The sequence below is a fragment of the Denitratisoma oestradiolicum genome, assembly GCF_902813185.1.
Taxonomy (GTDB): Bacteria; Pseudomonadota; Gammaproteobacteria; order Burkholderiales; family Rhodocyclaceae; genus Denitratisoma; species Denitratisoma oestradiolicum.
On record NZ_LR778301.1, the window covers coordinates 4140991 to 4160983 of the forward strand.

The window sequence follows — 19993 nt, forward strand, 5'->3', positions numbered from 1 at the left end:
TCACCCTGCCATGGCCAGTCGTATCGAGATGTGGCCACTGGATCGGCTCAAGCCCTACCAGAGAAATGCCCGCACCCACTCCGACGCTCAGGTGGCGCAGATCGCCGCCAGCATCGTCGAGTTTGGCTTTACCGCGCCGCTCCTGGTGTCGGAAGACGGTGGCATTCTCGCGGGTCACGGTCGCCTGGCTGCCGCCAGAAAGCTCCATCTGGATGCCGTGCCCGTGGTGGTGCTCGACCATCTCACAGCCACCCAGCGCCGCGCCTACATCCTGGCGGATAACCAGCTGGCGCTGCAGGCCGGATGGGATCAGGAACTGCTCGCCGTCGAGTTGGCTGACCTGTCAGCGGCCGGCTTTGATCTGGCATTGACCGGATTCAGCGATGAAGAACTGGCCGACCTGCTCGGCGATATCGAAGAGGCCGAGCGTGCCGATGAGGCTGCGCCCATTGGCGAACCCGAGGATGAGGACATTCCGGATGTGCCGGCCACCCCGGTCAGCCGAGCCGGCGACATCTGGCAACTGGGTGCGCACCGCCTCGTCTGCGGCGACTCGACCGACCCGGCCGTGGTCGCTGCGCTGATGGCGGGCGACCAGGCTCGCCTGTGCTTCACCAGCCCACCCTACGGTCAGCAGCGCAACTACACCCAGGGCATCGCCGATTGGGATGCGCTGATGCGCGGCGTCTTCGCCCACTGCCGATGGCCGACGACGGCCAGGTGCTGGTGAATCTGGGTCTGATCCACCGCGACAACGAAGTGATCCCGTATTGGGATGGCTGGATCAGTTGGATGCGCACTCAAGGCTGGCGACGCTTTGGCTGGTACGTCTGGGACCAGGGGCCGGGGATGCCTGGCGACTGGGCCGGACGCCTGGCCCCCAGCTTCGAGTTTGTCTTCCACTTCAACCGCGAAAGCCGAAAGCCCAACAAGATCGTGCCGTGCAAGCACGCCGGACAGGAATTGCACCTGCGCGCCGACGGATCATCGACGGCGATGCGCGGCAAGGATGGTGAAGTCGGTGGCTGGACCCATGCCGGGCAGCCTACCCAGGACTACCGCATCCCGGACAGCGTGATTCGCGTGATGCGCCACAAGGGCAAGATCGGCCGGGACATTGATCATCCGGCGGTGTTTCCGGTGGCCCTGCCCGAGCACATCTTGCTGGCGTACTCGGACCCGGGTGATGTTGTCTTCGAGCCCTTCGGCGGCTCCGGTACCACGATCCTGGCCGCCCAGAAGACGAATCGCGTGGCCCGTGCCATCGAACTCGCCCCGTCCTACACCGACGTGGCGGTCAAGCGCTTCCAACAGAACCACCCCGACATCCCGGTGACCTTGCGGGCCACCGGACAGACCTTCGCCGAGGTCGAATCAGAACGACTGGAGAACACCGATGCAAGCCTGGCTCGCTGACAAACTGGAGCATTGGCCCATCGAGCGCCTGTTGCCCTATATCCGAAATGCCCGCACCCACTCCGAGGCCCAAATCGCCCAGATCGCGGCGAGCATCGCCGAATTCGGCTTTACCGCGCCAATTCTGGCCGGGTCGGACGGCGTGATCGTGGCCGGTCACGGGCGTTTGGCGGCGGCGCGCAAGCTGGGGTTGGCTAGCGTGCCGGTGGTGGTGCTGGAGCACCTGACACCGACCCAGCGTCGGGCCCTGGTGATCGCCGACAACAAGATCGCGGAGAACGCCGGGTGGGACGAGGAACTGTTGCGTCTGGAGCTGGCTGAGCTGCAGGAGGCCGACTTCGACCTGGCACTTACTGGCTTCGATGCCGACGAGTTGCTGGAAATCATGGCCGGCGAGGAAACCACCACCGAGGGCAATACCGACGAGGATGCTGCGCCCGAGGTGCCGATCACGCCGGTGTCCAAGCCTGGCGATGTCTGGATCATGGGGCAGCACCGGCTGCTGTGTGGTGACAGCACCGACGCCGCCAGTTACACCCTGCTGATGGCTGGCGAGAAGGCAGCGATGACCTTCACTGATCCGCCCTATGGGGTCAACTACGCCAACAGCGCCAAGGACAAGATGCGCGGCACCAACCGCCCGATCTTGAACGACAACCTGGGCGAGGACTTCGAACCCTTCCTCAAGGCGGCGCTGACGCCAATGATCGCGCACTGCCAGGGGGCGATCTACATCGCCATGTCCTCGTCGGAACTCGACACCCTGCAGTTCGCCTTCCGTGCTGCCGGCGGCAAGTGGTCGACCTTCATCATCTGGGCCAAGAACACCTTTACCCTGGGGCGCTCGGACTACCAGCGCCAGTACGAGCCCATCCTCTACGGCTGGCCCGAGGGCGCGACCCGCCACTGGTGTGGCGACCGCGACCAGGGGGATGTGTGGCACTTCAACAAGCCGCGCGTCAACGACCTGCACCCGACGATGAAGCCGGTGGAACTGGTCGAGCGCGCCATCCGCAACTCCAGTCGCCCGAGCGATGTGGTGCTCGACCCCTTCGGGGGCTCCGGTACAACGCTGATCGCCGCCGAGAAATCGGGGCGTCAGGCACGGCTGATTGAGCTCGATCCCAAGTACGTGGATGTGATTGTTCGCCGCTGGCAGGAGTACGCCGGGGCGCAGGCGGTACGGGAATCGGATGGCGTCCGCTTCGATGAGCTGGTCGGCGCTGACCCCGGCGAATCGTCACGCCTCAGTGACGGCAGCGGTGTGGCGGCACTTGGGGAAGTTGGCGCAACCGAGGAAGGGGCGTCCTGCATTGGGGCCTGATTTGGCTGTGCGCTGAATCAGTGACCCACCGCATTTCGGGCAGGTTGTCGTGCTGCTGTGGCGTTGTTGCAGTGACGCGATGTGGGCGTTTCGGGTGGCCCAGGTCTTGGGCAACATCCCGGTGCGCAGCGCCTCGATCAACTGGGCGACTTCCTCATCCGAGAACAGCACGGTCTGCTTGCTCTTGATGTAGGTCGCGTAGCCCTTGGTCATCACGTTCGGCGGCATCGGGGTTTTCAGTTCAGCCTCACCCCAGAACATCACCACCGAATGCAGTTTGTCGTGATCGATCCCCAGGAAGTCTGCCAGCGCCTTGGAGTGCCGGTAATTCTGGTGCAACGGGTTCTGGAAGCGATGCTTTTTGCCGAAGAGGCTCTGGGTCCACTGCTTGCTGTGCTCGTCGCCGAAGATCCAGCCTTTCATGTTCTTGGCCTCGACGACAAAAAGACCGAAGCGCGAGACGATGACGTGATCGATTTGCGTGGTGCCGTTGGCCGCCGGAATCGTCACGTTGTTGATCGAGTGATAGATCTTGTCGTCCAGGAACAGTGTGTGCGCCACCGCTCCCTGCGCTTCTCCCAGCCAGCCTTTGAATACCGACAGCAATGACATTTGCTCTCCCGTTTGCTTCTTATGACGGGTCGATGATGCCACCGATAGGGACTGAATGAACAACCGGGATGCAGGGATGAAGCAGTCACGCTGGATGTCGCTGGTGGAAGCCGTGACCAATGTGCTGGTCGGCTATGGCGTGGCGGTAGCAACCCAATGGGCGGTTTTCCGCTCTTCGGTCTGCACGCCACGCTGCAGGAGAACTTGCTGATCGGCCTGATTTTCACGGCCGTGTCGCTGGTCCGTAGCTACGTGCTGCGCCGCGCGTTCGAGGCCTTCCGTATTCGTCAGCTGTCCGGAAACTCCGGATAAAGATCGCCGCTGCTGATGTCGGCAACATAGCTGACATGGCTGAATTCACCGGGTGCATCAGCCAGGATGACTCCGCCGACTGACTGGATCGCAACGCCGTACCTGCGGGTGAGTGCCGTCAGTTCGGCGATGAACTGGTCGTAGTTGGCTTCGAGTTGTGGGGTGGTGGAGAGGGCGGCCACGTTGTGCTCCTCACGCCGCCAGAGACTCTTCGACGATCTCGCAGTGGATCACGAAGCCCGTCAGGTAAGGCAGGCCCTTGGGGATGCCGTACTGTTTGCTGGTTGTTCGACCAATCGTCCAGCCCATCCAACGCTGGGTGGCGGCTTTGATGGCGTCAGCCAAGGCGTCGCCGGCGTAGAGGCCGTTTTGCACGTCGTCAGCAAAGTGGCGCCCGTGGCGGCTGTCAAGAAAGGTGCGGACCGACTCGAGCGGCTGGCAGGTGGCGTCCGAGATCGCAGTCATGGCCAGCGGCCAGGCGGCTTCGGCCTGCTCGTTCATCGTGCCGTAAAAGCCCCAGGCGTTTATGCGGAGCACCGCATAAACACCTTTATGTGGAGCGAATTGTTATGCGGAGTCCGTGACAGCAGTGTCGCCGCTACAGCGTGCAGCCGATCGCGACACTCCGCATAACGTTTTAGCGCGAAACAGCTTGCAGCATTGCCATCAGCTTATCGGGGGCTCGGAATCGTCCGCGTTGCAACCCGGGTGGAGCACGGCTTGCCAGCGCTTCCAGTTTTTCCGTTGGATCAGCACGGAGATACATCTCGGTACTTTGCATGCTGGCATGTCCCAACCAGAGTGAGACCTTGCGAACATCACCCGTGGCCTGCAAGGTGTGCATGGCACATGTATGGCGCAGCACGTGCGGCGAGACCCGTTTTTCGGCGAGTAGTGGCTGTTGCTTTGCCGCATGAGAGACATGCTTGGCCAAGATGTACTCGAACCCGGATCTCGTCATGGCCCGTCCATTGGCGTTTAGGAACAATTCCGAATCGCCCGTCTGGCAGCGAACATTCAGCCAATCCTTGAGGACAGTGACGGTTTCCTTCCACAACGGCAGGACTCGCTCACGCCGACCCTTGCCCACGATGTGTATCGTCGCAGGCGTTCGCGGATCGAACTGATCGAGCCGAAGAGAAACCAGCTCTGCAACGCGCAGCCCACAGGCATAGGCCAGATGCAACATTGCCCGGTCTCGGATGCCAGATTGCGAATGCGGGTCGGGTGAGTCGAGCAAAGCCTTCAGTTCCTCTCGCGTCAGATAGTCGATCAGCGTTTGATCGGTCTTTTTCATCGGGATAGCGTGAATCTGCCGCGACTGGTCGAGATAGGCAGGAAGCCGGTATTCGAGGTAACGGAAGAACGATTTGATGGCGGCCAAACGCGCGTTTCTGGTGCGTGCGCAGTTGCCTCGCTTGGCCTCTATGTGCTCAAGAAACGTCATGATCATTGAAGCATCGATTTGATCAAGGGTCAGTTGTGACGGTTTGCATTTCAGCCTGCCGGCTGCGAATTCCACCAGCAGCTGGAAGCTATAGGCGTACGCTTCACAGGTGTGCTGGCTGGCATTGCGTTCCGCAGGAAGATGCTCCCGGAGGAAACCGCTGAGATGGGTGGCGAGATCGTTCATAGGTCTTGCTCCCTATGCAGAGTTTCTGCTGCTTCAGCAATTTGCCCAAGCAAGACCGGCGTTGCCTCAAGGTACCAGTAGGTGTCCGTTACTTTGGTGTGCCCAAGGTAGGTGCTCAATGCCGTCATATGGCGAGAAATGGCATTTCGGTCTCCACGGAATTGTTCCAGACTACGAACGGCCAGTGTGTGCCGAAGATCGTGGATGTGGGGAAGACCGCCATTTCGGGCCTGTTGCAGCCCCATAACAGTGACCAGACGAACGAACACATCCTTCACACCCCTGTAGCCAGGCGCTTTCCCATTGATGCCGACAAACAAAGCATCAGTGCTCGTCGCAGTGCGTGTGCGCACCACGAGATACCGCTCCAATGCAGCGCGGACGGTGTCGTGCAGCGGAACCAACCGACTCTTGTTGAATTTCGTTTCCAGGATCATCAAGCCATCGACGGTAATGTCCTGCAACCGTAACCTCAAGGCTTCCGAGATGCGCAAGCCTGTCGCAGCCAGAAGTCCAAATAGCGTCGCAAACATCATCGGCCGGACAGAGCCAGTCGGTTTCAACTGACCGGCAGCTTCAATGAGTTTGGCAATCTCCTCTTGGCTGAAGATATAGGGCGGCGGTCGTCGATTCCTGGAGTTGCCAAACGCAGTACGTGGTGGCACCTGGTGCCGATCATCTTCAGCCTGAAGTGCTTGCGCAAAGTGCCGGATGACGTTGAGACGCCGGTACCGCTGTGCTGAGGACGGTGCTTGGCCCGCCCACGTCAGCACTCGGTCGATACGAATGTGTTGATCACCATGCTTTTCGGCAGTAGCAACAAAGCCGCTCAGCATCAGCGATTCGTTTGCCATCTTGAAGCCAGCGCTCCGCCGTAGCTGGATATAGCGCTCCATGTCGGATCTCAACATGATGCACCTCCCGGCCATGGCTGGGCGATCTCACGCAGCATCTGGACATCGACCTTGGCATAGTGCGCGGTGGTGTCGGGTGATTGATGCCGCAACACTGCTCCAACAGAATCGAGACTGGCCCCGGAGCGCAGCAAACTGGTAGCTGCAGAATGGCGTAACAAATTTGCGCCTCGCGAAGGGGCATCTGCGATGCCTGCTCGCTCAAGGGCACGCTGAACAATCTGCGAGACAGCACAAGATTTCGCGAATGGCCGATAGGGAGCCTGCAGTCGCAAGAACATCCGATCGGAGTCAGCGAACGGTCTGACCTGATCGATGTACGTCAGCAGTACATCGCCGGCGTCTTGAGGCAGTGGCAGCCGCACTTCTCTACGCCCCTTGCCTCTGACCCGCAACGATCCCTGTGCCCACTCGATGTCGCAGAGGCGCATGGTAAGGATGTCGCCGCCACGGAGCCCAAGTCGGGCAAGGAGCAGAATAATGGCCTTGTCACGAATTCCGTGCGGTGTTCCCGTTTCACACGCTGCAATAACTCGCTCAATGTCCGAGTCGGACAAGTAGCGTGGCAGAGAGGACAACTGCCAGTGCGCGAAGACGGGTACGGCTTGATCCAGCCATGGTTTACATTCACCTCGTGCAATCAGAAATCTGAGATAGCCTCGCAGCGCTGTTCTCATCTTCGTAAGATAGGCACGGGAGCATTTCTGAGCCTCATCCAGTATGACCTGGCGAATGCACTGTGCGTTGTAGTCAGCAGGCTCGGTGCCGAGTGTTGGCATCATTCGCATAACCAGAAGGCCATGGGAATTGATGGTACGTTCGGAGACTCCACGGTGGACTCGAAGCCAGTTCTGGAATTCGGCAACTCGGGCGTCGACCTCTGGCGGCGAGAGTGCTGCGCCTGAGCGGACGATTCTGCCAACGGCCACGAAACGAAGGAATCGACGAATACGTGCCAGATATCTTTGTTCAGGCCCTCCATGCCACCACCTCGCCGTACTCTGGCACTGATGGCAAGCAAACTGTTCAATGACAGTCTCGTTCACCTCGCTGAGGTCGATGCCTGCCTTATTCAGCCAGCACACAAAGTGGCTGACGGCGGACAGGTTCACTCTCAAGGTCTGGTGGGGCGAGTAACCCAGGGTTTTCAGGTGCTTCTCGAATTGCTGTAACAACGGGTTCAGTGGGCCGGGGTCTGAACACGCCGCCGGTACGCTGTGTTTGGTCTTTGTCATTTCGGTTCTCCTCTACGATGCCACCATGGCATCAAGGAGAGACCGTAAATTATGCGGAGCACCAGACGCTGGAAATCAGCGCCAAATCACCCTTGGCAAAGACCATCGGCAGTCCCACGGCCCTGGGCTCCGCATAACAATTCGCTCCACATAAAGGCGTCGTTCTGGGTGGCGGGGATTTGGGTGGTGGTGTTCATCTCTGGCTCCTGGTGGTTGATCGTTGCGACACCCGTAGTAACGCGCTGTTCGAGATGGAAGCCAAGCGCCTGTTCGATCTTTTTTGCGCTTGACTCGGGGTTCCTTATTCCATCGTGTCGGCGCGCACCAGTTCCGCCTGGGCGCTGGCGATCAGGTCCAGGCGCAGGTTCGGGGTGATGTTGCAGGCGAGTTCGTTCAAGGTCCAGTTCATCACATCGGCCTTGTCGCGCAGCGACTCGGCTTCCTCGAACCGGTTGGTGTAGCGATCCAGTTCGCGCAAGGCCCGCTCCAGGGTGGATCGGGCCTGGGCCAGGGCCTCGCGGGCGCGGTGTTCGGCGTGCAGGGTCTGAAATTCGCGGGGGGTGTTCATGGTGTGCTCTCCTTCTCAGTTGATCGTTGCGGCACCTGTATGAACGCGCTTCGGGCCACTGAAGCCAAGCGATTCATTGATCATTTTTTGATCACTTGTCGGCCAGTCTGTCGAGGATGCGCAGGGCGGAGGGATCGCCCGCCAGCGCCCGGCGCAGGGTGCGGATCGCCTGCTCCCGCGACACATCTGGGCGACGGTTGTCGATCAGCCAGCCAATCGCGCCGGCCTGGTCGTCATCGGTGACTGGCGTCGCTTCGGCAATGCCAACGTAGCGCCCGTAGCGGCTGCCCGATGGATCGACAAAGAGCATCCGGCGATTCGGCGCGCTGACAGCCACCACGCGCCGGCGTCCTGCCGTGTGACCGCCGAGTCCAGCCAGCCAGTCCCGATCCTGCAGCAGCGTGTTGGCGAAGGCGTCGTATTCAGCCTCGGTCAGTTCCTTGTGCAACTCGATCTCGATGGGCTCAAGCGGTGCACTGGGGTCGGCGTTGTGCAGCACTTCGTCCAAGCTGTAGGGCTTGCGGGCAAAGCGGGCACGGATCGGGGTGTGGTTGGTGGTGGTCATGGTGGGGGCCTTTGGTTGGCTGTTGGTGACAACAGCATTCACGCGCTGGTTGCCAGGGAAGCCAAGCTCAATCTCCATCGTGCTGGGCATCAAGGGCATCAAGGGCTTCAATCGCCAGCACCAGATCAGCGATGCGGTCGGCCTCGAAACCAAAGCCCCGGTGGCGCAGCAGGTGCTCGATGCTCGGATGCTTCATCCGGGCGATCTCCCGGCAGGCCTCCAGCAACGCGGGCAACAGGTCTGCAGGGATTGGAGCGTCGGGTTGCGTGCTCACGCGGTGGCTTCCTCTGCGATGCGGTAGAGGCGCTGTCCTGCACCCGGCGTGCCGGCGGGGCCTTCGATCTTCTCGGAGACGATATTCAGGCCCAGCTTCTTCTTGAGCGCGCCGGCAAAGGTGCCGCGCACAGTGTGGGCTTGCCAGCCGGTGGCCTCGCTGATCTGCGCGATGGTGGCGCCCTCGGGGCGCTTCAACATCTCGATCACCAGCGCCTGCTTGCTGTTGCCCGGGCCACGCTTGGGCGAGTCAAGGGTGCTGGCGGGTTGAACCTGCTGCCAGCTGGCTTCGGCGGCGGCGACTGCGGCTTCCAGTTCCGGATCGTCGGCCAGGGGTGGCGCAGCGACAGCCGTTGCGCTCATGGGCGGCAGGACATCTTCCGGCTGGGCCTCGCCCTTGATGATCGCGATGGCGGCACCCGTGATGCGCCACTGGCCGTCAGCCTGCTCGATCAATCCGCGCTGCGCGAGGCTGGCGATCATCTTGAGTTTGGCGCCGCCCTTGAGCTCGAGCAGCGGCTCGATCAGGCCATTGGCGTCGCAATGCGCGCGGGTGATGAGGTCCAGTTGGCGTTCGGTGATCGGGGCGGTTTGTGCGGACATGGTTGTGCTCCTTGTGATGAGGGTGGTTAAGCGGTTTGCTCGGCGGCGGCGTTTTGTCCTGCGGCCAGGCCGGCCTGGTAGGCGGCCATCAGGGCGCTCTTGACGCCCCAGACGCTGACGTCGTGGAAGTCCAAGCTGTCGCTGTTGCGGGTTTTCAGTGTCTCGATGAAGAGGTGGTCCAGGACGATCCGGGCGAGCAGCTGGTCGAGTTGCTGGGCGGCTCGGGTGGCGGTCTTGTTGGCGGTCTTGTTGGCGGTTTTGCGCATCGTGGTTCTCCTTCGGGGGTGCGTTGCTGTGCTTGTAGTAACGCGCTGTTCAAGAGGTAAGCCAAGCGCCGGTTTGATCTTTCTGCACCTGGTTGGCCGATTTGCTCAGGCGGCGATCCGGCGCTTGGCCAGATCAATCTCGGCAGGCAGCCACAGCGTGGCGATTTCTTCCTCGAGGGCTTGGCGCCGACGCTCGGCGATCTCCTGCAGGGCATCGATCTGCGCGAGCAAGGTGAGGAGGTCGTCGCGCTGACGAAGGATGGGGGTGCCCACTTCGGGCAGCTGATCGATCCAGTTCAGGCGGGTGGTGTTGGCGGTGTTCATGGCGTGCTCCGTGGGTGTTGATGACATCCGTATGAACGCGCTGTTGCCGATTGAAGCCAAGCGTTCGGTCCATCTATTTCGCATCGGAGTGGCTTGTGTTCGACACTGCTGAATCGGCTGTTGAATCGGCCTGGAAACGAGGGCTCGCGCCTGACCCCATCCTCACCGTCGATGACTGGGCCAACCGCCACCGGATGCTCTCCTCGGTGGCTTCCGCCGAGCCGGGACGCTGGTCGACCAGCCGCACGCCGTATCTCAAGGCGGTGATGGAAACGCTGTCGGCCACCTCCCGCTTCGAGCGCGTAGTGCTGATGGCCGGGGCGCAAATCGGCAAGACCGAAGCCGGATTGAACTGGCTGGGCTACGTCATCCACCACGCACCGGGGCCGATGCTGCTGGTGCAGCCCACGGTGGAAGGCGCCAAGCGCGTCTCCAAGCAGCGGGTGGATGCGCTGATCGAAGCGAGTCCCGAACTCGCCAGCCGCGTCAAAGACCCGAGAAGCCGGGATTCCGGCAACACCCAGCTGATGAAGGAATTCCCCGGTGGCGTGCTGATCATGACCGGCGCCAACTCAGCGGTGGGCCTGCGCTCGATGCCGGTGCGCTACCTGTTTCTCGATGAGGTGGATGGCTACCCGGGCGACGCCGATGGCGAAGGCGATCCGGTGGCACTGGCCGTGCAGCGGGCCGCCACCTTTGTCAATCGCAAGGTCTATCTGTGCTCAACCCCGACCCTGAAGGGTTTCTCGCGCATCGAAGCCGCTTACCTGGAATCGGACCAGCGGGTGTTCGAAGTGCCCTGCGATCACTGCGGGGCGCACAGCCAGATCCAGTGGCGCGACATCCAATGGCCGACCGGCAAGATGAGCGAGGCCGCCTGGCACTGCCCGCACTGCGACGGCATTCACCCCGAGTACCGCAAGCCGGCGCTGCTCGCCAATGGCCGCTGGACCGCCAAATCGCAAGGCGATGGCAAGACGGTGGGCTTCCATCTCTCCAGCCTATATAGCCCCTGGCTCACCTGGGGCGAGATTGCCCAAGAGCATCACGCGGCCAAGGAAGACCCCGTCAGATTGAAGGTGTGGGTGAATACCAAACTGGCCGAGACCTGGGAAGACCGGGAGGGTGAGACCTTGGACGCCGAAGGCTTGATGGAACGTCGTGAAGCCTACGGCCCAGCGATTCCTGCTGAGGTCGCGCTGCTGACCTGCGGAATCGACGTGCAGGACGACCGCCTGGAGTTGGAGGTGGTTGGCTGGGGCCGGGACGAGGAGTCGTGGTCCATCGACTACAAGGTGCTGTGGGGCGACCCGTCCGCACCGGACACCTGGGCGCAACTCGACGCCTATCTGGGCAACCGCTTCGAGCATGAAACGCTGGCCAATGGCCTGACCATCGAAGCGGCCTGCCTCGACACCGGTGGCCACCACACGCTGGCGGCCTACGCCTTCTGCAAGAGCCGGGAGCGTAAACGTATCTGGGCGATCAAGGGTGGCTCGGGCAAACGCCCGATCTGGCCCAAGCGCCCGAGCAAGGCCAACAAGGGCAAGGTCAATCTGTTCACGGTGGGGGTCGATGCCGCCAAGGAAGCGATCTACGCCCGCTTGAAGAAGTCAGACGCCGGGGCTGGTGCGATGCATTTCCCACTGGATCGGGATGCGCAGTATTTCGAGCAGCTGACTGCCGAGCGGATTCGCACCCGCTACGTGAAGGGTTTCCCGCATCGTTTTTGGTGGAAACCGGATGGCCGGCGCAACGAAGCGCTCGATTGCCGGGTGTACGCCTACGCGGCATTGCACGGCCTGCTGTCGATGGGACTGAATTTGAACAAGCGGGTCGAGGCGCTGCCGCCGGTGCCGACCAGTCGCCAAGGCAAGAGCACACCTGTTTCGGCCCCGATGACCGCCAGCCCGCGCCGTCGGCGCATGGCGATTTCTTCCACTTACCTCTGATACCGCCAGCCTCCCGCTGGCCGGGAGTGCTGTCCATGACCCTCGACCAACTCAAGGCCCAGCGGGAAGCCCTGCAGGCCGCCCGCTTCAACGGCGTGCTTACTGTGAAGGCCGGCGACAAGTGGGTCACCTACAAGTCGGACGCCGAGCTGCAGTCGGCCCTGGGGGATCTGGAACGTGAGATCGCCAAGGCAGAAGGCCGCCCGCGTGCCCGGCGCATCCGCGCTTATGCCGGGAAGGGGTTGTGATGGGGATGCTCAAGAACCTGCGCCGCAAGGTCGGTGCCATGGTGGGCGGCTTCGAGGGCGGACTGTCCGCGCGACGCCTCAAAACGTTTCACGCCAGCCGTGCCCACGTCAATACGCTGATCCAAGCCGCCGGCGCCGATATGACCGCGCGTGCCCGGTACCTGATCCGCAACAACGGCTACGCCGCCAATGCAGTCGAGTCCTGGGCCGGCAATGCGGTAGGCACCGGCATCAAACCCTCGTCGGGGATCGGTGATGCAGTGCTCAAGGATCGGGTGCAGCGCCTGTGGCTGCGCTGGACGGACGAGTCGGATGCCGAAGGGCTGACGGATTTCTATGGCCAGCAACGTCGGGCCGCTCGGGAACTGTTCATCGCCGGCGAAGTGTTCTTCCGCATCCGACCACGCCGGCCCGAGGATGGTTTGTCCGTGCCACTGCAGTTGCAGATGCTGCCGGCCGAGATGCTGCCCTTGAACCACAACCAGTTGCTGGAGAACGGTCACCGCATCCGCCAAGGCATCGAGTTCGACCGCATCGGCCGGCGCGTGGCCTACCACTTCCTGCGCCGCCACCCGGGTGACATCACCGATCCGGGACTGGCGGGGGAGACCGTGCGGGTGCCGGCTGAGTCGGTGCTGCACATTGTTGATCCGGTCGATGCCGGGCAACTGCGCGGCGTGTCGCGCTTCTCGCCGGCGCTGGTGAAGCTGTTCTTGCTCGACCAGTACGACGATGCCGAACTCGACCGCAAGAAGGTCGCGGCGATGTTCGTCGGCTTCGTGCGTCGGCCCGAGCGTGACTTCGACAACAGCAATGAAACCGATGACCGGGGCGAACCGCTGCTGCCGCTCGAACCCGGGCAACTCCAGATCCTGGATGACGGCGAGGACATCACCTTCTCGACCCCGGCCGATGTCGGTGGCAACTACGAGAGCTTCCAGTACCGGACGCTCTTGCAGGTCGCTGGCGCCCTGGGGTTGCCCTACGCCAACCTGTCGGCCGATATGTTGAAGGCCAACTACTCGAACACCCGAGCGGCGCTCTTGGAGTTTCGCCGCCGCATCGAAGCCTTCCAGCACTCGGTGCTGGTGTTTCAGCTGTGCCGGGCGGTGTGGGCGCGCTGGATGGACACGGCGGTGCTCTCGGGCTCCCTTGATCTTCCGGACTACGAGCAACGCCGCGCCGACTACCTGGACTGCAGCTGGCTGCCCCCGCGCTGGGATTGGGTCGATCCCTTGAAAGACATCCGCGCCGAGATCAATGCCATCGAGGCCGGACTCAAGTCGCGTACCCAGGCGATTGCCGAACGGGGCTTTGATGCCGCGATGGTCGATGCCGAGATTGCTGGTGACCATCGGCGTGAGGACAGCCTGGGGCTCTCTTTTGGGTGCAAGCCTGTACCGGTTCCGCCGCCAGCCCCCGCTCCCTCGAACTGAGGAATCCCCATGACCGATTTGCCTTACCTGGCGTCCCGCCTATACGGGACGCCGCTCCTGATTGCGCGCCCGAAACTCGAAGTGATCCTCGGGGTGGTGGCCAGAAAGCTCGCGGGCGACATCCTGGCCACGCCACCGCCGGCCACTGTTGATGCCGGCATGACTGGTGGCCTCCAGAACCTGGAGGGCATCGCCATCATCCCGATCCTCGGCACCCTGGTGCGTCGCTCTTCCTATATCGGTGCAGCCAGTGGCCTCACCAGTTATCACGAGATCGAGGCCATGGCCGAAGCGGCCTTTACCGACCCGCAGGTCCGCGCCGTCCTGCTGGAGATCGACTCCAGTGGCGGTGAGGCGGGTGGGGTGTTCGATCTGGCGCAGCGATTACGCACCCTGGCACAGACCTCGGGCAAGCCGCTCTGGGCCATCGCCGATGAGGCGGCGCTGTCGGCGGCCTACGCCATTGCCTGTGCCGCTGACCGACTGTGGCTCACCCGCACCGCCGAGGTGGGCTCGATTGGCGTGGTGGCGGTACACGTTGATGAGTCAGTGGCCGACGCCAAAGCCGGGATGACCTACACCTTCCTGCACGCTGGCGCCCACAAGGTCGATGGCCATCCGCACGCGCCGCTGCCGGCACCAGTCGCCGCTGACATCCAGACCGACATCGATCAGCTGCACGACCAGTTCATCGCGCTGGTCGCCGGGTTTCGGCGCCTGACGCCAGAGGTGGTGCGCGCCACCGAAGCCCGTGTCTATCGCGGTGAGGCAGCCATCCAGGCAGGCCTCGCCGATCAGCTCGGCACCACCCGCGAGGCGCTGACCGCCCTGCAACGCCAGCTGGCGTTGTCTGCCGGCCGCAGCCTGCGCAACAAGGCCGCTGCGCTGTCGGCTGCACGCACTACCCCTCGATCCCAACTTTCCCAGCAGGAGATCTCCATGAATGATCACAACCTCGTCACGCCGGTGGATGACGCCCAAGAGAACACAGCCCCGACCCCGGCGCAGTCACCGCAAACCCCGCCGCCGCTCGATGAAGCGGCCATCACTGCTCAAGTTGAGCAGCGACTGCGCCGCCAACTTGCCGAGCTGACCGAGATCGCCGCCCAGGCCAAACGCCTCGGGGTCACCGTCGATCCGGCCCAGGCCCTGGCGCGCGGTGTCACCCCGGACGCGCTGCGCCAGTCGGTGCTGAAGCAGGCTGCCGAGCGGGATGTGGCGCAAGACATCGTGGCCGAGGCCCCGGCACCTGCCTCTACCAAACCCCAATCCGTCGCTGACAGCCCCTTGGTCAAAGCGGCCCAAGCCTATGGAGCCCGTAAATGAGCACACCTTTGATTTCCCCATCGACGCTGGGTGACCTCATCAAGCGCGAGTCCGACCCGGACTACACCCGCGAGACCGTCACCCTGAAGGCTGGCGCCGCTTATCCGCTGGGTGCCGTGCTCGGTCGCATCACCGCCACGGGCGTCTATGCGTTTTCGCCTGCGGCATCGACCACAGGCATCGAAGGCGCCGAGATTGCTTCGGCCGTGCTGCTGCACCCGGTCGCCGTCAGCGACACCGACACTCAGGCCGTTGTGCTTGCGCGCGGGCAGGTGATCGTCGCTGACCGTGCGCTGGCTTTCGATGCCACCGTGGCAGACGCCGCCGCCCAATCCCTCAAACACCAGCAACTGGCTGCCCACGGCATCGTCGTGCGTCCGGTCGCTTGATAAGGAGTTCCCCCATGACCGTGATCGTCAATCCGTTCGACGCCGGCGGCTTCACGCTGGCCGAGATGTCGGCCGCCATCCAGATGCTGCCCAATCCCTACGGCCGGGTGGGCCAGCTGGGGCTGTTTGCACCCGAGCCAATTTCCCAGCGCAACGTCACCATTGAGTCCATCGAGGGCGAGCTGCGTCTGCTGCCGGCTGTTGCGCCCGGCGCGCCTGCGACGGTGGGCACTACCGACAAGCGCTCGGTACGCTCCTTTGCCGTGCCGCATATCCCGCACAACGACGTGGTGCTGCCCGAGGAAATCCAGGGCATCCGTGGCCTGGGTCTGGCGGCCGGTGAAGACCCGCTGGTGACCGTAATGACCCGCAAGCTCGCCCGGATGCGTGCGAAACACGCGCAGACGCTCGAGTACATGCGCGTCAATGCTCTGCTGGGCATCACCAAGGACGGGGGGCAAAACCTCTACGACTGGCACGACGAGTTCGACATCCAGAAACCCGAGGTGGATTTTGTGTTCGGTGGCACCGAAGACATGGTCATCCACTGCACCCAGGTCGCCCGCCACATCGAAGAGAACCTCAAAGGCGAGATGATGACCACCATCCACGCCCTGGTCAGCCCCGAGTTCTTCGATGCCCTGGTCAAGCACAAGACCGTCAAGGAGGCCTACACCTTCTATCAGGGCACGGCCGGTACCAATCCGTTGCGCGACGATGTGCGCCGGGGCTTTCGTTTCGGCTCCATCCTGTTCGAGGAGTATTTCGGCACCGTCACGTTGGCCAACGGTACGTCTGTGCGCCTGATCCCGCCGCGCGAAGGGGTGGCGTTCCCGCTGGGCACGCTCGACACCTTCCGCACCTACTTCGCACCCGCGAACCTGATGGAAGCCGTCGGTACTTATGGTCAGGAGCTCTATGCCCACCAGCTCGCACGGCCCAACGGCACCGGCGTCGACATCTACACCCAGTCCAACCCGCTGCCGATTGTGAAGCGACCGGCCCTGACGGTGCGGCTGCATTCGAGCAATGGCTGGTGATGGCGATGACCGTATTCGGTGATCTGACCCAAGCCATGTCCGCCATCGTGCTCACCACCTTTGGTGAGCCGGTGGTGTTTCACATCGAAGGACAGCCTCAGGCCTTGGCGGGCCGGGGCGTGTTTACCGCGATGCACCAGGAGGTGGATGCCAGCACGGGCGTGTCGGTGTCCAGCGTGCAGCCCGTGCTGGAGGTACGGCAGTCAGATCTGCCCGCCACGCCCACTGAGGGCGATGCGGTGACGGTGCAAGGTGCGCTCTACCTGATCGTCGAGGTGCGACCCGATGGGCTCGGCTTCCTCAAATTGATGCTGCACAAAGGGGGCGGCCATGAAGCACCCACGCACCCTGATTCGTGAGGCAGTCAAGGAACGTCTGTTAGCGCAGTTGCCGGCCATTGACCCGCGCATCACCGCCGCGCGCATCAGCATCCATCGCAGTACCCCGCTTTTTGCCGGCAAGCTGCCAGCCATCCTGATCTACACCCGCGACGAGCGTATCGAGGATCAGCCCAATGCCGATGCTGGCTTGCGCTATCGGAAGCTGGAGCTGTCGGTCGAGATCATCGCCAGCGGTGACGCCGCCGCAGAGGAAGCCGATGTGCTGGCACAGGCGGTTGAAGCCATCCTCGATGCCGACGAGACCTTGGGGCTGCTGGTCGAGGGCACACGCTTGACCCGCACCGAGGTCGATCAGGGCGGAGAGGGCGACACGCCCATTCTGGCTGCTCGCCTGTCTTTCGAGATCAGCTACTGGACCAAGCCTGTGATCGATGACAGGGTGCTGCCGCTGCCGCTGCAGGTGCTGGTGAGCTGGGTGCCGGAGATCGGCCCTGGCCATGAGCACAGCTATCAGCCGGCCGGCACCCATTACCGGGAGCCGACCTCATGACCGAGCGCAACCTGCACCAGGACATGACCGAGGCAGAGCGACGCATCAGTAACGTGGCGCTGATGGGCCAGGTGGTGGCGCTCGACACGGCGCGTGCCCGCGTGCGGGTGCAGGCTGGTCCCATCACCACGGGCTGGTTGCCTTTTGCGACGGTACGGGCCGGGCTGGATCGGACCTGGCATCCGTCAGAGCCGGGCGAGCAGGTGTTGCTGGTCGCACCGGGCGGTGATCTCAACCAGGGCGTGGTGGTGGGCTCGATCTACCGCGCCGAGCATCCGGCTCCGGCCGATTCGGCGGATATCTCGCGCACCCTGTTCAAGGATGGGGCGGTGATGGAGTACGACCGCGCCCAGCACCACTGGCGTTTGGCTGTACCGGCCGGTGGAAAGATCGTGCTGCAGATTGGCGCTACCACCCTGGAGCTGCGTGATGACGGCACGACATTCTCGACGCCGAAACTTCTCGCCGATGCCGCAGAGAGCACCTTCACCGGCACGGTGTTGGTGAAGAAGCTCTTCACCTACCTCAAGGGGCTGGTCGGCAAAGGCAGTGGTGGTGCCGGGGCAAGCATTGAGGGCGACATTCAGGTCAACGGTAATGTCTCGGCCACCGGCTCCATCATGGACGCCGGCGGCAACTCGAACCATCACTCGCATTGAGCGTGATGCGACCCTGGGGAGAATTGAGGGGAGACCACTACCGACCCTCGCTTCACCTGCCGGCGGTATTCGTTTCAAACAAAGGTTGCGGCAGAAACCCGAAACGCTCGCTCAGCGCCCGCACTTGCCGAATGTTGAGCTCGCGCTTGCCGGTCAGAATTTCAGAGACAACGCCCTGGCTGCCGATTTCGGAAAGATCACTTTGCTTCAGGCCGTGCTGCTCCATCAGGAATTTCAGGGCTTGCACGCCGGTGGTCTCGGGCAGTGGGTGATGCTCAGCCTCGTAGTCCTCGATCAGGTCGCCCACGATGTCAACCAAGCCCATGGCGGGATGGTTTTCATCGCCCTGGGTTTCATCCAGCAGGGCTTCGAGCATTTCGGTCATCCGCGCGTAGTGGGCCTCGTCCCGAATGGGGGCGATATCAGTGGCGGCACGGAACTGTTCCCAGACAGGGAGCAGGTGCTTCACGTCGATGGCTGCATTCATGATTTCCACGCTCCTTTGTCGTAATCCCGGTGGGTGAGCACCGCCTTGATGTACACGATTTGCTTCTCGAACCGGATGTAAGCGATCAGACGGTACTTGTTGCCGCCAATATCGAACACCACCAACTCGCCAACCTTGTCCACCGCATTGAAGGCGGCTTTGAGCTCGGCCCAGTTGGCAAACCGGTTCTTTTCAATCACCCGCCGCCATCCCTGCAAGGGGGCTTCGGCCTGAGGATGATCGGCAGCGAAGGCCCGCAGGGCGCTGTTGCTGATGATTTTCATGGAGTGAGTTTATCTCAGATTGAGATAAACGCAAGCGAACCATCCCGAAGGCCATCGATGCTAGGAATCAACGCCCAAACTGGCCAGCCCCTGGCTGGCATCGACCACCTGCGCCAGAGCATCCGCGACATCCTGACCACCCGCATCGGCACGCGTGTGATGCGCCGTGACTATGGCTCACGCCTGCCAACGCTGGTCGACAACCCCATGACCCCGAGGTTGGCCATGGATCTGTATTCAGCCACCGCCGAGGCGCTGGCGCGTTGGGAGCCGCGTTTCAAGCTCACCCGGGTGCGCATCGCCAGAGCAGAAGTCGGGCAAGTCGTGCTCGATCTGGAAGGCATCTATCTGCCCGATGGCCAGGCCACGGTCCTTACCGCAGTAGAGGTGTGAATGACCACGCTCAGTGATCTGGCGAGTTTGCCAACCCCGGCAGTGATCGAGACCTTGTCCTTCGAGACGATCTTCTCTGAACTGCAGACCGAGTTTCAATCCCGCTATCCGGACTACTCGGCCCTCTTGGCCTCGGACCCGGCAGTCAAGCTTCTGGAGGTCGCGGCTTATCGTGAAGTGCTGCTCAGGAACCGCATCAACGCCGCTGCCAAGGCCTCCCTCCTGGCCTTTGCCACCGGCAGCGATCTCGACCACCTGGCCGCTTTCTACGGCGTGACGCGTTTGATGGCTGAGACCGATGAGGCGCTGCGCCTGCGCACCCGTCAACGCATCATCGGCTTTGCCAATGCCGGTGGCGCGGCACACTACCGCTACTGGGCGCTCTCGGCCTCCCCCGAGGTGGCCGATGTTGAGGTCGACAGCCCGGAACCCGGGCGTGTGCGCATCAGCGTGCTCGCCAAGGGCGAAGCAGACACTGTCCCGGATGCGGTGCTCGATGCCGTGCGCGCTGTGGTGTTGCGCGACGACATCCGGGTGCTGACCGATACCGTCGAGGTGGTGCCGGCCGAACTCATTCCCGTCACGGTGAGCGCCCGGATCTGGCTCTACCCCGATACACCCGTGGCGGCCTTCGAGGCCATCGTGGCACGGTTCAAGGAAGCGTTGGCTGCGCAGTCGGGCCTGGGCTGGGATCTGACACCGTCCTGGTTGATTGGCGCGTTGCAGCGTCCTGGCGTGCACAAGGTCGAGTTGCATTCACCCACGACCGACATTCGCGCCAACGCCAACCAAGCGGTGCGGCTGATGAATCTGAATCTGGAATTTGCGGGGAGGGATCGATAG

28 protein-coding genes and 1 pseudogene are annotated in these 19993 nt (G+C 62.7%); 15 read left to right on the forward strand and 14 right to left on the reverse strand.

All coding sequences use genetic code 11. The features are described from left to right. Positions 1–10: 10 nt before the first annotated feature. From DENOEST_RS20005 to DENOEST_RS18930, 3 genes are read left to right on the forward strand one after another with little or no spacing between them, the layout of a single operon-like run. Entirely contained in the window at positions 11–730 is a 720-nt protein-coding gene (locus DENOEST_RS20005; protein WP_197970667.1) for a ParB/Srx family N-terminal domain-containing protein, read from the forward strand. After that, positions 703–1416: a DNA-methyltransferase gene (locus DENOEST_RS20010; RefSeq protein WP_197970668.1), complete on the forward strand. Its 714-nt coding sequence runs from the start codon at positions 703–705 to the stop codon at positions 1414–1416. The genes DENOEST_RS20005 and DENOEST_RS20010 overlap by 28 nt, the downstream gene beginning before the upstream one ends. Continuing rightward, positions 1397–2740, forward strand: a complete 1344-nt coding sequence (locus DENOEST_RS18930) for a site-specific DNA-methyltransferase (protein WP_145770276.1) — start codon at positions 1397–1399, stop codon at positions 2738–2740. The genes DENOEST_RS20010 and DENOEST_RS18930 overlap by 20 nt, the downstream gene beginning before the upstream one ends. Here DENOEST_RS18930 and DENOEST_RS18935 read toward each other — a convergent pair. Beyond that, positions 2657–3352, reverse strand: a complete 696-nt coding sequence (locus DENOEST_RS18935; protein ID WP_145770275.1) for a nuclease-related domain-containing protein — start codon at positions 3350–3352, stop codon at positions 2657–2659. The two genes, DENOEST_RS18930 and DENOEST_RS18935, sit on opposite strands and share 84 nt — an antisense overlap. A 94-nt stretch (positions 3353–3446) precedes the next feature. Here DENOEST_RS18935 and DENOEST_RS18940 point away from each other — a divergent pair. Then, a pseudogene (locus DENOEST_RS18940) lies at positions 3447–3664 on the forward strand (DUF7220 family protein). Here the strand turns inward: DENOEST_RS18940 and DENOEST_RS18945 are convergent. The 11 genes from DENOEST_RS18945 to kleA all read right to left on the reverse strand — a co-directional run bounded on the left by DENOEST_RS18945 (position 3640) and on the right by kleA (position 10045). After that, a complete protein-coding gene (locus DENOEST_RS18945; protein ID WP_145770274.1) occupies positions 3640–3846 on the reverse strand; it encodes a hypothetical protein in 207 nt (68 codons plus the stop codon). The pseudogene DENOEST_RS18940 and the gene DENOEST_RS18945 overlap by 25 nt on opposite strands. A 10-nt stretch (positions 3847–3856) precedes the next feature. After that, complete coding sequence (locus DENOEST_RS18950; protein ID WP_232096402.1) at positions 3857–4201, reverse strand: hypothetical protein; 345 nt, start codon at positions 4199–4201, stop codon at positions 3857–3859. Positions 4202–4301: 100 nt separating this feature from the next. Next, positions 4302–5297: a tyrosine-type recombinase/integrase gene (locus DENOEST_RS18955; RefSeq protein WP_145770273.1), complete on the reverse strand. Its 996-nt coding sequence runs from the start codon at positions 5295–5297 to the stop codon at positions 4302–4304. Further along, the gene (locus DENOEST_RS18960) at positions 5294–6193 is read right to left on the reverse strand and encodes a tyrosine-type recombinase/integrase (protein WP_228022090.1); all 900 of its coding nucleotides are present in this window, start codon (positions 6191–6193) and stop codon (positions 5294–5296) included. Before DENOEST_RS18960 ends, DENOEST_RS18955 begins: the two co-directional genes overlap by 4 nt. Positions 6194–6201: 8 nt before the next feature. Next, entirely contained in the window at positions 6202–7446 is a 1245-nt protein-coding gene (locus DENOEST_RS18965; RefSeq protein WP_145770271.1) for a tyrosine-type recombinase/integrase, read from the reverse strand. A 301-nt stretch (positions 7447–7747) separates the two neighbouring features. Then, positions 7748–8014 (reverse strand): hypothetical protein, encoded by a 267-nt coding sequence (locus DENOEST_RS18970; RefSeq protein ID WP_145770270.1) that lies wholly within the window; start codon positions 8012–8014, stop codon positions 7748–7750. A gap of 91 nt (positions 8015–8105) precedes the next feature. Beyond that, complete coding sequence (locus DENOEST_RS18975; protein WP_183148179.1) at positions 8106–8669, reverse strand: hypothetical protein; 564 nt, start codon at positions 8667–8669, stop codon at positions 8106–8108. Then, complete coding sequence (locus DENOEST_RS18980) at positions 8647–8853, reverse strand: hypothetical protein (RefSeq protein ID WP_145770268.1); 207 nt, start codon at positions 8851–8853, stop codon at positions 8647–8649. Before DENOEST_RS18980 ends, DENOEST_RS18975 begins: the two co-directional genes overlap by 23 nt. After that, complete coding sequence (locus DENOEST_RS18985) at positions 8850–9455, reverse strand: DUF3489 domain-containing protein (protein ID WP_197970462.1); 606 nt, start codon at positions 9453–9455, stop codon at positions 8850–8852. The genes DENOEST_RS18980 and DENOEST_RS18985 overlap by 4 nt, the downstream gene beginning before the upstream one ends. A gap of 26 nt (positions 9456–9481) precedes the next feature. Beyond that, the gene (locus tag DENOEST_RS18990) at positions 9482–9721 is read right to left on the reverse strand and encodes a DUF6900 domain-containing protein (protein WP_145770267.1); all 240 of its coding nucleotides are present in this window, start codon (positions 9719–9721) and stop codon (positions 9482–9484) included. 105 nt (positions 9722–9826) lie between these two features. After that, positions 9827–10045, reverse strand: a complete 219-nt coding sequence (gene kleA, locus DENOEST_RS18995) for a stable inheritance protein KleA (RefSeq protein WP_145770266.1) — start codon at positions 10043–10045, stop codon at positions 9827–9829. A 95-nt stretch (positions 10046–10140) separates the two neighbouring features. On the opposite strand from kleA, the gene DENOEST_RS19000 reads away from it, so the two are divergent. The 9 genes from DENOEST_RS19000 (at position 10141) to DENOEST_RS19040 (ending at position 17986) form a co-directional block, all read left to right on the forward strand. Continuing rightward, positions 10141–11997, forward strand: coding sequence for a phage terminase large subunit family protein (locus DENOEST_RS19000; protein ID WP_197970463.1), 1857 nt, complete (start codon positions 10141–10143; stop codon positions 11995–11997). 35 nt (positions 11998–12032) lie between these two features. Then, complete coding sequence (locus tag DENOEST_RS19005; RefSeq protein WP_145770265.1) at positions 12033–12245, forward strand: phage head-tail joining protein; 213 nt, start codon at positions 12033–12035, stop codon at positions 12243–12245. 5 nt (positions 12246–12250) lie between these two features. Continuing rightward, on the forward strand, positions 12251–13681 hold the full coding sequence (locus tag DENOEST_RS19010) for a phage portal protein (protein ID WP_211357689.1): 1431 nt from the start codon (positions 12251–12253) through the stop codon (positions 13679–13681). A gap of 96 nt (positions 13682–13777) precedes the next feature. Beyond that, positions 13778–15007 (forward strand): S49 family peptidase, encoded by a 1230-nt coding sequence (locus DENOEST_RS19015; RefSeq protein WP_197970670.1) that lies wholly within the window; start codon positions 13778–13780, stop codon positions 15005–15007. Beyond that, positions 15004–15396 carry a head decoration protein gene (locus DENOEST_RS19020; RefSeq protein ID WP_145770262.1) on the forward strand — a complete coding sequence of 131 codons (393 nt, stop codon included), beginning with the start codon at positions 15004–15006 and terminating at the stop codon, positions 15394–15396. Before DENOEST_RS19015 ends, DENOEST_RS19020 begins: the two co-directional genes overlap by 4 nt. Before the next feature lie 14 nt (positions 15397–15410). Further along, positions 15411–16436: a major capsid protein gene (locus DENOEST_RS19025; RefSeq protein WP_183148295.1), complete on the forward strand. Its 1026-nt coding sequence runs from the start codon at positions 15411–15413 to the stop codon at positions 16434–16436. 5 nt (positions 16437–16441) lie between these two features. Then, positions 16442–16795 carry a head-tail joining protein gene (locus tag DENOEST_RS19030; protein ID WP_183148180.1) on the forward strand — a complete coding sequence of 118 codons (354 nt, stop codon included), beginning with the start codon at positions 16442–16444 and terminating at the stop codon, positions 16793–16795. After that, a complete protein-coding gene (locus tag DENOEST_RS19035) occupies positions 16767–17327 on the forward strand; it encodes a hypothetical protein (RefSeq protein ID WP_145770260.1) in 561 nt (186 codons plus the stop codon). The genes DENOEST_RS19030 and DENOEST_RS19035 overlap by 29 nt, the downstream gene beginning before the upstream one ends. Further along, positions 17324–17986 carry a phage baseplate assembly protein V gene (locus tag DENOEST_RS19040; RefSeq protein ID WP_145770259.1) on the forward strand — a complete coding sequence of 221 codons (663 nt, stop codon included), beginning with the start codon at positions 17324–17326 and terminating at the stop codon, positions 17984–17986. Before DENOEST_RS19035 ends, DENOEST_RS19040 begins: the two co-directional genes overlap by 4 nt. Before the next feature lie 52 nt (positions 17987–18038). On the opposite strand, the gene DENOEST_RS19045 is transcribed toward DENOEST_RS19040, so the two are convergent. Together DENOEST_RS19045 and DENOEST_RS19050 are read right to left on the reverse strand one after the other, a co-directional pair. After that, positions 18039–18473 carry a helix-turn-helix domain-containing protein gene (locus tag DENOEST_RS19045; protein WP_197970671.1) on the reverse strand — a complete coding sequence of 145 codons (435 nt, stop codon included), beginning with the start codon at positions 18471–18473 and terminating at the stop codon, positions 18039–18041. Next, positions 18470–18757, reverse strand: coding sequence for a type II toxin-antitoxin system HigB family toxin (locus DENOEST_RS19050; protein ID WP_145770257.1), 288 nt, complete (start codon positions 18755–18757; stop codon positions 18470–18472). Before DENOEST_RS19050 ends, DENOEST_RS19045 begins: the two co-directional genes overlap by 4 nt. A 57-nt stretch (positions 18758–18814) precedes the next feature. Here DENOEST_RS19050 and DENOEST_RS19055 point away from each other — a divergent pair, with 57 nt between their 5' ends. Beyond that, on the forward strand, positions 18815–19150 hold the full coding sequence (locus DENOEST_RS19055) for a GPW/gp25 family protein (protein ID WP_145770256.1): 336 nt from the start codon (positions 18815–18817) through the stop codon (positions 19148–19150). Then, positions 19151–19993, forward strand: coding sequence for a baseplate assembly protein (locus tag DENOEST_RS19060; RefSeq protein WP_145770255.1), 843 nt, complete (start codon positions 19151–19153; stop codon positions 19991–19993). It begins immediately after the preceding gene.

Coding starts and splice junctions, on each gene's coding strand:
- DENOEST_RS20005 (WP_197970667.1), top strand. CDS start 11: ATGGCCAGTCGTATCGAGATGTGGCCACTGGATCGGCTCAAGCCCTAC.
- DENOEST_RS20010 (WP_197970668.1), top strand. CDS start 703: ATGGCCGACGACGGCCAGGTGCTGGTGAATCTGGGTCTGATCCACCGC.
- DENOEST_RS18930 (WP_145770276.1), top strand. CDS start 1,397: ATGCAAGCCTGGCTCGCTGACAAACTGGAGCATTGGCCCATCGAGCGC.
- DENOEST_RS18935 (WP_145770275.1), bottom strand. CDS start 3,352: ATGTCATTGCTGTCGGTATTCAAAGGCTGGCTGGGAGAAGCGCAGGGA.
- DENOEST_RS18955 (WP_145770273.1), bottom strand. CDS start 5,297: ATGAACGATCTCGCCACCCATCTCAGCGGTTTCCTCCGGGAGCATCTT.
- DENOEST_RS18960 (WP_228022090.1), bottom strand. CDS start 6,193: ATGGAGCGCTATATCCAGCTACGGCGGAGCGCTGGCTTCAAGATGGCA.
- DENOEST_RS18965 (WP_145770271.1), bottom strand. CDS start 7,446: ATGACAAAGACCAAACACAGCGTACCGGCGGCGTGTTCAGACCCCGGC.
- DENOEST_RS18970 (WP_145770270.1), bottom strand. CDS start 8,014: ATGAACACCCCCCGCGAATTTCAGACCCTGCACGCCGAACACCGCGCC.
- DENOEST_RS18975 (WP_183148179.1), bottom strand. CDS start 8,669: ATGCCCAGCACGATGGAGATTGAGCTTGGCTTCCCTGGCAACCAGCGC.
- DENOEST_RS18985 (WP_197970462.1), bottom strand. CDS start 9,455: ATGTCCGCACAAACCGCCCCGATCACCGAACGCCAACTGGACCTCATC.
- DENOEST_RS18990 (WP_145770267.1), bottom strand. CDS start 9,721: ATGCGCAAAACCGCCAACAAGACCGCCAACAAGACCGCCACCCGAGCC.
- kleA (WP_145770266.1), bottom strand. CDS start 10,045: ATGAACACCGCCAACACCACCCGCCTGAACTGGATCGATCAGCTGCCC.
- DENOEST_RS19005 (WP_145770265.1), top strand. CDS start 12,033: ATGACCCTCGACCAACTCAAGGCCCAGCGGGAAGCCCTGCAGGCCGCC.
- DENOEST_RS19010 (WP_211357689.1), top strand. CDS start 12,251: ATGCTCAAGAACCTGCGCCGCAAGGTCGGTGCCATGGTGGGCGGCTTC.
- DENOEST_RS19020 (WP_145770262.1), top strand. CDS start 15,004: ATGAGCACACCTTTGATTTCCCCATCGACGCTGGGTGACCTCATCAAG.
- DENOEST_RS19025 (WP_183148295.1), top strand. CDS start 15,411: ATGACCGTGATCGTCAATCCGTTCGACGCCGGCGGCTTCACGCTGGCC.
- DENOEST_RS19030 (WP_183148180.1), top strand. CDS start 16,442: ATGACCGTATTCGGTGATCTGACCCAAGCCATGTCCGCCATCGTGCTC.
- DENOEST_RS19035 (WP_145770260.1), top strand. CDS start 16,767: ATGAAGCACCCACGCACCCTGATTCGTGAGGCAGTCAAGGAACGTCTG.
- DENOEST_RS19040 (WP_145770259.1), top strand. CDS start 17,324: ATGACCGAGCGCAACCTGCACCAGGACATGACCGAGGCAGAGCGACGC.
- DENOEST_RS19045 (WP_197970671.1), bottom strand. CDS start 18,473: ATGAATGCAGCCATCGACGTGAAGCACCTGCTCCCTGTCTGGGAACAG.
- DENOEST_RS19050 (WP_145770257.1), bottom strand. CDS start 18,757: ATGAAAATCATCAGCAACAGCGCCCTGCGGGCCTTCGCTGCCGATCAT.
- DENOEST_RS19055 (WP_145770256.1), top strand. CDS start 18,815: ATGCTAGGAATCAACGCCCAAACTGGCCAGCCCCTGGCTGGCATCGAC.
- DENOEST_RS19060 (WP_145770255.1), top strand. CDS start 19,151: ATGACCACGCTCAGTGATCTGGCGAGTTTGCCAACCCCGGCAGTGATC.